We start from the raw sequence: 9,761 nt of genomic DNA, 5'->3' as shown, positions 1-9,761 counted from the left end.
CCTCAGTCCCCATCCGCCGAGTTGAACCCGGCCGCAACACCAAGCGCCGTGCCGATTTCGGCCTCGACCGCCTGCCGGACAGCCTGGACCCGCTGACGCAGCACGTCCAGACGCAGCCATGCCTGCGGATCGCCAATGTCCTGAAAACCCGGATCGACGATCCGTTCGGCCGCCTGATCGGCCGCGTCAAACGCCGCCTGCGTCACCGGGATCGGCGTGTCGACCAGCGCCAGCGCCAAGGCCCGCTGTGCCGCCAGCGAGGCCCGCAGATTCGCCAGCGACCGGGCCGAGCGCCATGCCTCGGCACGCTTGGGATGGGGGTTGTCGAAACTGTCCAGTGGGCGGGCAAGGCGTTGATCTTCGGTAAATTCCAGGCCCACCATCAATTGCGTATACAGCGCCTGCACCGCCTCTTGCGGAGCGAGATAGATCGTATTTCCGGGCTGGCCGGCGCTGGTCAGGACCGGTGCAAAGCCGTCGCGCCAATCGCGATCCAGTGCCTCTGCCTGCGCGGCCAGATCGGCCGCAACAGTGGTGATCAACTGGCAGCGATAAGTGGTCGCCGCACCTTCCTCTGCGGCATATGCGTCGTCGAACACCAGCGCCTCGAAGGCGAAAAAGCCTCGGGCAGCCGCCGATTCCCGTGCATAGCGCACCGGGTCATCCGCGACCGGATCCCGATCGGCCAGCAGACGCGCCAGCGCCCGCGACCCCGCCCCCCGCGTGTCGGGCCAGAAGGCAATGGACAGCACCGCGGTTTCACCGGGCCCAAGGCGCAGGTGGCCGACCCGCATCCATGCATCGAATGCCGCGTCATAGGCCGGGCGCAGCGCCTGTGCATCGCAATCGGCCCCGGCGGCATCGGCCAACTGTCGCGCGGCGCCGGCAAAATCGGCAAATCCGGGCAGGATCTGGTCCTGCACGGCGCGGGGAACATCGGCAGCGGCGGGCTGGGCCAACCCGAGGGCCAGCACAGTCGCAAGAAACAGCGGGCGGGTCAGGCGCATCACAGACTTTCCAGAAAGCGGATCAGCGCAGCGCGATCCTGTGGGGACAGGCTGACGAAATGGTCACGGGCGGTCTGCGCCTCGCCACCATGCCACAGCACTGCTTCGGTCAGGTTACGTGCCCGGCCATCGTGAAGAAAGCGGGTATGGCCGCTGACCTGCCCTGTCAGCCCGATCCCCCAAAGCGGCGGCGTGCGCCATTCCTGACCTGTCGCGCGGCCATCGGGGCGGTTGTCGGCCAGCCCCTCGCCCATATCGTGCAGCAGGAAATCGGAATAGGGCCAGATCAGCTGAAAGCTCTGCTCGGCCCGGTCAGACAGGCGATGGGTCACGAATTTCGGGCGGTGGCAGGCGGTGCAACCAGCCTGATAGAATTGCTGTTTGCCGGCCAGCACCTGCGGATCGTCCAGATCGCGGCGGGCCGGGACCGCAAGATTGCGGGAATAGAAGGTGACAAGGTCCAGCCCCTCTTCGTCGATCTCGGTGCCGCGCGCATCGCCATCGCCATGCGGCCCGTTGCGGCAATCGGCCTGCGCTGCGCTGCATTCGCCCCATGGGGCCGGAACCAGAGGGGTCGAGATGCCGATATCGCCCGAAAACGCCGCGGCCGATTGTTCGCGGATCGTCGCCGCCCCTGCCTTCAGCCCGAAACGTCCCAGCACGGGGCGCTGAAATTCGGGGCTGATGACCACCGCCGCCCGGCCCGATATGCCGTCGCGATCGGTATCGTCAGGGTCCTCGCCTGCCAGAATATCGGCCGCCGGAATCGCCTCGATCAGCCCCAGCCCGATCATCTGGGGCGCGATCCGGGGGCTGATCATGATCCCGTCAGCGAAGGGGCCGTAATGCGGGCTGTCGATGCGCCAGTCGGGGCGCAGCAAGCTGGCCTGTTCGCCATCGGGAAAGGCAAAGGGTTCCTCGGTCCAGGTGACAGCCAGCCGTCCCTCGGGCGTCTGACCCGGCGTCGCCAGCGGCTGCAACTGGTTGCCATAGACGGGATCGGGCATCGTGGCCGCGACAGGCGCACCGTCACGACCTGCCAGATAGGCCGAAAGCGCGCTGACCGGCGCATCCGGGGCAACCGGCACCGACAGCCGCATCAGCATGGACAGCGCGCCAGTCTGTTCCGGGTCCATCGGCGGCTGGCCGCGCCCGTCCTTCAGGTGGCAGGACTGACATCCCCGTGCGTTATACAGCGGCCCCAGCCCGTCCGATGCCAGCGTGGATGAAGGAGACGAGACCCACAGCTTGCGAAACAGCGCATTGCCCAGCTTGAAGCGCAGTTCATCCTCGAAGGACAGATTGGCCGAGAACTGGGAAAAGGCATCCGCCGTCGCCATCGCCCGCACGGTCGCTGCCCCGCCGGGATTGGCCTCGAAGGGCTCGGGCGCGCTGAAATCGGACGTGGGCGCGGTGACAGTGCTGATCCGCGCGGCCTCTGCCGGGCTGCGCGGAACCGTGTTCAGATGCGGATCATCGGCAAGAGGGTCGGCGCCGGCGCTGGTGGCCGCCATCAGCAGACAGGCCACCACCGCGATCAAGCCCGCTGTCGCGGGCACCCTGCCCCCCTGCATGATCCCTGTCCCCTATTGAAAGACCGCGCCCGGATTATCCAGGCTGTCCGAGCCCTCGACCGTGATCGCAGACAGCCCGAGCACCGTCACCGCGCGCTCGATCGAGCGGGTCTGCGTGACCAGACCGTCCACTGCCGCCATGATCAGCGTCTCGCCCTCGGCATTGCCGGGCGCCAGCATCTGATCATAGGCCATGCCCCCCTGCGCCGCCTGACGCAGCGCATCCAGTGCGGTGACGCTGGCATCGAGTTCGCCGCGCAGTTGCGTGTCGATGGCGGGATCGGCAGCCGCAACCAGATCGGCCAGCGAGGGGCCGCTGATCGTGCTGCCATCGGGGCGGGTGTAGCTGCCCAGATAAACGTTCCGAATGCCCAGCCCGTCATAGTAATGGCTGTTCACCGTGTTGTCCGAGAAGCAGTCATGTTCTTCCTCGGGGTCGTTCAGCATCAGGCCAAGGCGCATCCGCTCGCCCGCCAATTCGCCATAGGACAGGCTGCCCATGCCGGTCAGCATTGCCGAAAGGCCGGCTTGCGGATCGGCGGTGACGGCGGCGCGCGCCTCGCCGTCGCTGGCCCATTGCGCCGTGATCCATTCCAGATCGCTGATCAGAAGATCGGTCGCGGCAATCAGGTATTGTCCCCGCCGGTCGCAATTTCCGCCGGTGCAGGCATCGCCCGCCGCGAAATCGGTAAAGGGCCGCTGGCCAGCGCCGGCATCCGTGCCGTTCAGATCCTGCCCCCACAGCAGGAACTCGATCGCGTGATAGCCCGAGGCGACATTCGCCTCGACCGCGTCGGCCTCGTGCAGCTTGTCCTGGATCAGCGCCGGGGTGATCGTGCTGGCGTCGATTTCCTCGCCCGACAACTGGAATTGCGGATTGGCGATAACGTTCAGCACCGCATAGTCGTTTTCGTCGCTGGCCCCGCCATAGGCCGGATCGACATAGTCGATCAGCCCCTCGTCCAGCGGCCATGCATTCACGCGGCCTTCCCAATCATCGACGATCGGATTGCCGAACCGGAAGGCCTCGGTCTGCTGATAGGGCACGCGGGCATCAAGCCAGGCCTGCCGCGCCGCCTCCAGCGTCTGCTGCGAGGGTTGTTCAACCAGCGTCCCCACCGCCTGACGCAGCGTCTGCGCCGTGGTCAGGCTGTCGTGATAGCCGGCCTGCGCAAGATCGGCGTAATTGGCGACGACGGCCGCAGGGTCGGCCGCCCATGCCGGCAAGGCCAGTGCCAAGGCCGGCGCTGTGGCCAGGACAAGCGGACGGGTAAGCAAGACTCGGGGCATGGGGCGTCCTTTTCGAACAGGGCTGATGGGTCGGACAGAAACCTGAGTGAATTTATAGGCTTTGTCAATTGCCCGCTCCGGATCGCCCCCCCCGTTCAGGCCATGCCAAGTGCGGTCTTGTACAGTTCCAGGATCGCGTCTTCCTCTTGCACTTCCTGCGGGTCTTTCTTGCGCAATGTCACCAGCTTGCGGATCGCCTTGCTGTCATAGCCGCGGCCTTTCAGCTCGGCATAGACTTCCTTGATCTGTTCGGCGATGTCCTTTTTCTCGGCTTCAAGATGCTCGATCCGCTCGATGAACTGGCGCAGCTCGTCGGCGGTCACGCTATAGGGGTCGGTCATGTCGCTCTTATCTCCGGTCTCGATCCTGCCTGATTGCGGCCGAGGCATAGGCGCTCTTGCCGTCTGGTGCAATCGGGGCTAGGGCCGCATGACAACAAGGACATGCGATGACGGTATTCGATCTTCTCATCTGGGGCGGCGCGGCGCTGACACTGATCGGCGTGGGCCTGCTGATCTGGTGCATCATGACGGTGGCGCGGGCGCGCAAGGCCGGTCTGAATGATCAGGCGCTGAAGAACAAGATGCGCCGCGTTCTGGCGGTGAACATGGCTGCGCTTGGGGCCTCGACCATCGGATTGATGGCGGTGGTGCTGGGGATCGTGCTGGCCGGTTGACGCATTCCGAAGTGCGAATATATCTGACGCCAAGAGCTGACAAAGCGAGGCGCAGATGGATCCAGACTGGATTTCCGGCCTGACGGGCGGGTTGATGATCGGCACAGCGGCGGCGGCTTTCCTGCTGCTGAACGGGCGGATCATGGGGGCCAGCGGGTTGCTGGGCGGGCTGGTCGACGGCAGCGGCCACGCCAACCGGGCCGAGCGCCTGGCCTTTGCCGCCGCCCTGATCCTGGTCCCGGCGTTTCTGTGGCGCGCGGGCATCGGCGGGCCTGCAACGCCGGTTGCGGGCATTGGCGTCATGGTGCTGGCGGGGCTGCTGGTGGGATTTGGCACGCGGCTGGCCAATGGCTGCACCTCGGGCCATGGTGTCTGCGGGATCTCGCGGTTGTCCTGGCGCAGCATCGCAGCAACCGTGACCTTTCTGCTCGCCGGAGGCGTCGCGGTGCTGATCGCCCGCGCGCTTGGGTCGTCGGCATGATGCGCCTGGTCTTTGCGGCGCTGTCGGGCGGGCTGTTCGGGGCCGGACTGCTGGTATCGGGCATGACCCAGCCTGAAAAGGTGCGTGGCTGGCTGGACGTGTTCGGGCAGTGGGATCCGACATTGGGCTTCGTACTGGCTGGCGCAATCATCCCCATGGCGATCGCTTGGCGCATCGCTGCAAGGCGTGACCGGGCGATGACCGGCCAGCCCTTCCCGCCGCCGCCGTCGCACCGGACCGACGCCCGACTGATTGCCGGATCCGCCCTGTTTGGCCTTGGCTGGGGGCTGTCGGGCCTGTGCCCCGGCCCTTCGATGGCGGTGCTTGGCTTTGCCGGGCCGCCCTTCTGGGTCTTTTTCGCCGCCATGGTGGCGGGGATGGCATTGTTCGCCATGTGGAACCGGCGGGTATGATGGCGCTTCTGCAACGGGTGGCCGAGGCATCGGTCACGGTCGAGGGCCGGACCATCGGCCGCACCGGCCCTGGGCTGCTGGTGCTGGCCTGCGCCATGCGCGGCGATGACGAGACCACGGCCGAAAAGCTTGCCGGCCGGATTGCCCGGCTGCGCATTTTCCGTGACGAGGCGGGCAAGATGAACCTCTCGATCAGCGATACGGGCGGGGGCGTGCTGGTGGTCAGCCAGTTCACGCTGGCGGCCGATACCAGCAGTGGCAACCGCCCCGGATTTTCGGCTGCCGCCGCGCCGCAGGACGGGCAGCGGCTGTATGAACATCTGGCACAGGCGCTGCGCGGCCACGGGCTGCCAGTCGAGACGGGCGAGTTCGGCGCCGATATGCAGGTGGCACTGGTCAATGACGGTCCGGTCACCATCTGGCTGGATGTGACCTGAGGGCTGGCCACCCCGATCGAAGATGCGCTGCGGCTCGATGGCAACGCACAGCGGTTGCCGAGCAAGAATATAGCGCCTGTTTTCGCGTCAGTCAGGTATTTTGTTTCAACCGTTGAAGAGTGTCTCGTCATGCCAGCCGCGCATCGCAAGGGCGACATCGGATCCGGCCACGCCTGCCATTTTCCCCCTACACCGGCCACCGACGGCAGCCCGGACGTTTTCGTCAACGGCCGTTCCGTGATGCGTGAAGGTGACAGTTTCGCCGCTCATGCCTGCGTGTCCGGGCACGCGCCGGCCCATGGCAGGGCATTGGCCGCCGGATCGCCGACGGTGTTCATCAATGGCAAGCCGGCCGGCCGCAAAGGCGACAGCATCAGCTGCGGCGGAACAGCGCAAACCGGATCGGGCGATGTGTTCATCGACGATAACGGCCCAGGCAAGCTGGCAGGCGGTTCAGCGGCAGCGGCAGCGGCACCGGCACCGGCACAAGGCGCCGGCGGAACGGCGTGTCAGGTCCAGCAGGCCAGCCAGTCCTCGCCAATGGTCAGGGGCTGACCATTCGCCATCACCAATTGGGCCGACCGGAACCGCGTCGCGCTGCTGACCCATCTGACCCAGCTGGTGCCGGACGACGAGACGCGAATATTCGCCGTCATGGACGGGGCGTTCTTCGACGATCTGGGCGCGGCCTGCCAAAACCTCGGGCCAAGCTGCCAGCCGCTCTATCGACATGTCGAAGATCAGGCCGTGATCCGCGGCGGCCCATGGCTGATCAATCTGTATCGCGACGGATTCGGTCCCGCATCCACACCGGATTGGGCGGCGGATCTGGAAAGCGGCACGATCGCCGCCGAAGATCTGGCCGAACGGATGCGCGCGGCGCTTGAGGCGGGTCATCCGTCGGGCGGCGGCATGCTGCCCGTTGACGACACCACCGACCGCCGCGCCGTGATCGCCCGGCTCTCCCGCCCCCGCCAGCGGCGCTCTGCGGCTGACGCCCGCGACCATCCGTGCCATCGAACAGCGCCGGCTGGACGGGTCGCGCCGCAAGGTCGCGACCTATCTGCCCGAGGTTGATCCGGGCGGCACCGATCACCTGCCCGATGACGCGTTGCACCAGCGCGTGCTGGACTATGAAAAATCGGGCGACGATCTGGGCCTGCGATCAGAGCGCGCGCAGATGAAATGGGCCTATCTGATGTCGATCACCGACGGCAAGGCGGCCGGGGGCGGGCTGGCCCGGCGCCATTTCCGTGACAGCCCGCGCCAACCCGACGATGCCATCGACGATGTTCTGTCGGAACTGGACGACGTCACAGGCGCCAATTGGGACCGGATCTGGAAAAGCGGTGCATAGGCGATGGGCGCGCTGCTGAGACTGCTGTTGAAGCTGCTGACAAAGGGGCGCGGCGGGGCGCGAAAACCGCCCGCACTACCCTCGGGTGCCGGGAAACGGGCCGATCAATCCGGCAACGGGTCGCCCAAACGCGGCAATTGCGTCGGTTCGTGCAAGAAATCGCGCGAGGAACTGGAAAAAGAGGCGAATGTCTCGCAGACCACCAAGGGCAAGACGCGCCATGGCAGCAAGCCCGGCGGCATGTCCCGCGCCGATCGCGATTTCGACGATCTTGGCCCCCAGAACGTCAAGCCGATCAACACCCAATACGGCCCCGGTCGGACCGGAACGCTAAGCGACGGAACCAAGGTCACCGTCCGGCCCGGCAGCTCGGACGGGCGGCCCACGCTGGAAATGCGCAATCCCGGCAATGGTCGCGGCACCGAAATCCGTTATGATCCGTGACCGATGGCCGGACCGAACAGCAGGAGTTTCCCCATGCAGAACCTGATCGCCCTGGCGCTGGATGACCGGCGGCTGCTGCGGCCCGCCTTTGTGCAGGAACAGGGTTTTTCGTCTCTGATCTTTCCCGATTACATCGACCGTGACGATTTTCTGCGCCTTGCCGCGCAGGCGCGTGCCGCAGGCAGCACGGCCATCACCATTCACCACGCCGAATTTGGCGCCGGGGAACAGGTCGAGACGGCGGCGGATCCCGAAGCCGCCTGGGAAAGCCTGTTCGACCATTCCCACGAAGATATCATTGTCAGCTTCGCACCCGCCCCGCTGTTGCTGTGGCTGCCGGCGGGCGAACATTTCCACGTCGCCTTCGGCTCGGCGGCGGCGATGACCGGCCTGGCGGATGTCGTGGCGCTGAAGGCCGATTTCATCGCCTATGTCGAGGAATCCGGGCTGACCGAAAAGGGCCAGGCCTTTCTGCGCGACTGCCTGACGCGATACATGATCCAGGCCTGATCCACGCCTGACCGGGGGGGGGGGCCGCTGCTGGCCCCCGGGGCAAACGGGTCAGGCCGCAGCTGATCTCTGGTCTTCAGCCTCGTCCTGGACCGCGCGGCGCAGATAGCGGCCAAATTCCGAGGCCAGCGCACTGATCGACCCCTGGGTCAGATACATGTTCAGACTGCTGCGCGGCAGCGGCGGCAAGGCTCCGCCATGGTCGATCTGTTCGATCCCCGGACGCTGAGACTTGTGCAGGAAGGTGTTCACCCCCTGATCGGCCGCCGTCAGCATCTGGTTGCGTTCACAGCTGCCCACGCCCGAGGCATGTTCCCAGGGGATGCCGGCCGCATCCAAGGCCGCGATCCCCGCCCGCAGGAAGGAACAGTTCAACGCATTGGTCAGCCGCAAGGGCCGTTGCAGCCAGGCCGTGCCGCCCTCGGCCCCCATCCAGATCAGGTCGATCTCGTACAGCTGGACCGCATCCTTGCCACATTCCAGTTCCGTGGTCAGGATCACGTCAAGCTCATCGCGTTCGAACTGCCGGCGCAGATCGACGCTGATGCCATCCGACAGCACCACCTCGACATTGGGATTTGCCTCGCGGAACTGGCGCACGGCCAGGGTGAAATGCAGCATCGGCCAATCGGTCGTCAGACCGACACGCAGCCGGCATTCCGGCCGGACGCCGGTAAATCGCCCGATGATCGCATCGTTCAGCCCCACAAGCTTGCGCGTTTCCGTCAGCAGCAGCTGGGCGAAGTCGGTCAGAACGATGCCCCTGCCCTGCTTTTCCAGCAAGGGCTGGCCAAAGACATCCTCTAACCGCCGGATCTGCATCGACAGCGCGCTTTGCGTCATGTTCAGCGATTCAGCCGCGCGGGTGACCGCGCCATATTCCGCCACCGCCTGAAGCGAGCGCAGGGTCGCGATATCGAGATTTCGCATCATTCAATCTCCGTGATTGATTCGATCAAAATCATTCATTTCACTAATGCATCTGTTCCATCCATATTATCACTGTCAAAGATGAATTCAAAGAAACCATTCACCTTTGTTGATGATAAATCGCATCAGGAGGATTGAACGATGTCAACCAAATCAACCGCCTTGCTGCGTGTCGTCACCGGTCAGGGCATCGTCCCCCGGCCAAACTGGCTGGAGCGTATCCTGACGGCTTTCGACCTGCGCAAGACCCGCATCGACCTGTCGAAGCTGGACGATGATCTGCTGCGCGATATCGGCGTGACCCGCCAACAGGTCGAGGCCGAGGTCAATCGCAGCATGTGGGATGCGCCCGAGCATTTCTATAGCAAGCGCTGATCACCAGCGCCCCTGCCACCCTTCCCCTTGCGCGGGCCATTCCGCCGCCCTATCTGAACCGGGCGGCCGAAGCTGGCCGCGTCGTTCTCGGGGCGGGGTGAAAGTCCCCACCGGCGGTAAGCGGCATGGCCGCACAGCCCGCGAGCGCCCTTGATCCGATCGGGTCAAGGGGTCAGCAGATCCGGTGCAATTCCGGGGCCGACGGTCACAGTCCGGATGCAAGAGAACGGGAAACACGCCGCCAGTCATGCGGCGCGTGTTCCTGTT

Annotated in this window: 15 protein-coding genes and 1 riboswitch; of the genes, 10 read left to right on the top strand and 5 right to left on the bottom strand. The window is 65.5% G+C overall.

The window, feature by feature from the left end; genetic code table 11:
- Positions 1-2: 2 nt before the first annotated feature.
- The 4 genes from FNJ84_RS05265 to FNJ84_RS05250 form a co-directional block, all read right to left on the bottom strand.
- Positions 3-1,007, bottom strand: a complete 1,005-nt coding sequence (locus FNJ84_RS05265; RefSeq protein ID WP_143791972.1) for an imelysin family protein — start codon at positions 1,005-1,007, stop codon at positions 3-5.
- A complete protein-coding gene (locus FNJ84_RS05260) occupies positions 1,007-2,521 on the bottom strand; it encodes a di-heme oxidoredictase family protein (protein ID WP_143792223.1) in 1,515 nt (504 codons plus the stop codon). Before FNJ84_RS05260 ends, FNJ84_RS05265 begins: the two co-directional genes overlap by 1 nt.
- Positions 2,522-2,593: 72 nt before the next feature.
- Positions 2,594-3,871 (bottom strand): imelysin family protein, encoded by a 1,278-nt coding sequence (locus FNJ84_RS05255; protein ID WP_143791971.1) that lies wholly within the window; start codon positions 3,869-3,871, stop codon positions 2,594-2,596.
- 95 nt (positions 3,872-3,966) lie between these two features.
- Positions 3,967-4,212 carry a DUF2312 domain-containing protein gene (locus tag FNJ84_RS05250; RefSeq protein WP_255471055.1) on the bottom strand — a complete coding sequence of 82 codons (246 nt, stop codon included), beginning with the start codon at positions 4,210-4,212 and terminating at the stop codon, positions 3,967-3,969.
- Positions 4,213-4,319: 107 nt separating this feature from the next.
- Between FNJ84_RS05250 and FNJ84_RS05245 the strand changes: the two genes are divergently transcribed.
- From FNJ84_RS05245 to FNJ84_RS05205, 9 genes are all read left to right on the top strand, one after another.
- Positions 4,320-4,547, top strand: coding sequence for a hypothetical protein (locus FNJ84_RS05245; RefSeq protein WP_143791969.1), 228 nt, complete (start codon positions 4,320-4,322; stop codon positions 4,545-4,547).
- A gap of 55 nt (positions 4,548-4,602) precedes the next feature.
- Positions 4,603-5,028, top strand: a complete 426-nt coding sequence (locus FNJ84_RS05240; protein ID WP_143791968.1) for a YeeE/YedE family protein — start codon at positions 4,603-4,605, stop codon at positions 5,026-5,028.
- Complete coding sequence (locus FNJ84_RS05235) at positions 5,025-5,441, top strand: DUF6691 family protein (protein WP_143791967.1); 417 nt, start codon at positions 5,025-5,027, stop codon at positions 5,439-5,441. The genes FNJ84_RS05240 and FNJ84_RS05235 overlap by 4 nt, the downstream gene beginning before the upstream one ends.
- A complete protein-coding gene (gene dtd / locus FNJ84_RS05230; protein WP_143791966.1) occupies positions 5,438-5,878 on the top strand; it encodes a D-aminoacyl-tRNA deacylase in 441 nt (146 codons plus the stop codon). Before FNJ84_RS05235 ends, dtd begins: the two co-directional genes overlap by 4 nt.
- Before the next feature lie 54 nt (positions 5,879-5,932).
- Complete coding sequence (locus tag FNJ84_RS05225) at positions 5,933-6,433, top strand: PAAR domain-containing protein (protein ID WP_255471054.1); 501 nt, start codon at positions 5,933-5,935, stop codon at positions 6,431-6,433.
- 66 nt (positions 6,434-6,499) lie between these two features.
- Positions 6,500-6,955 (top strand): DUF4123 domain-containing protein, encoded by a 456-nt coding sequence (locus tag FNJ84_RS05220; RefSeq protein ID WP_143791965.1) that lies wholly within the window; start codon positions 6,500-6,502, stop codon positions 6,953-6,955.
- A 34-nt stretch (positions 6,956-6,989) separates the two neighbouring features.
- A complete protein-coding gene (locus FNJ84_RS05215; protein WP_221931935.1) occupies positions 6,990-7,235 on the top strand; it encodes a hypothetical protein in 246 nt (81 codons plus the stop codon).
- 3 nt (positions 7,236-7,238) lie between these two features.
- Positions 7,239-7,679: a hypothetical protein gene (locus tag FNJ84_RS05210; RefSeq protein ID WP_185968428.1), complete on the top strand. Its 441-nt coding sequence runs from the start codon at positions 7,239-7,241 to the stop codon at positions 7,677-7,679.
- A 33-nt stretch (positions 7,680-7,712) separates the two neighbouring features.
- Positions 7,713-8,189, top strand: a complete 477-nt coding sequence (locus FNJ84_RS05205) for a hypothetical protein (RefSeq protein ID WP_143791963.1) — start codon at positions 7,713-7,715, stop codon at positions 8,187-8,189.
- Positions 8,190-8,240: 51 nt separating this feature from the next.
- Here the strand turns inward: FNJ84_RS05205 and FNJ84_RS05200 are convergent, their stop codons facing one another.
- The gene (locus FNJ84_RS05200; protein ID WP_185968427.1) at positions 8,241-9,119 is read right to left on the bottom strand and encodes a LysR family transcriptional regulator; all 879 of its coding nucleotides are present in this window, start codon (positions 9,117-9,119) and stop codon (positions 8,241-8,243) included.
- Between the two features lie 141 nt (positions 9,120-9,260).
- On the opposite strand from FNJ84_RS05200, the gene FNJ84_RS05195 reads away from it, so the two are divergent.
- The gene (locus FNJ84_RS05195; protein ID WP_143791961.1) at positions 9,261-9,494 is read left to right on the top strand and encodes a DUF1127 domain-containing protein; all 234 of its coding nucleotides are present in this window, start codon (positions 9,261-9,263) and stop codon (positions 9,492-9,494) included.
- 79 nt (positions 9,495-9,573) lie between these two features.
- Positions 9,574-9,726, top strand: a riboswitch (FMN riboswitch).
- Positions 9,727-9,761 lie beyond the last annotated feature (35 nt).

The organism is Paracoccus sp. M683 (genome assembly GCF_007096355.1).
In the GTDB taxonomy this organism is placed as follows: domain Bacteria; phylum Pseudomonadota; class Alphaproteobacteria; order Rhodobacterales; family Rhodobacteraceae; genus Paracoccus.
The sequence above is the reverse complement of the archived record's forward strand: the minus strand, read 5'-3'. Positions and strand labels throughout refer to the sequence as shown.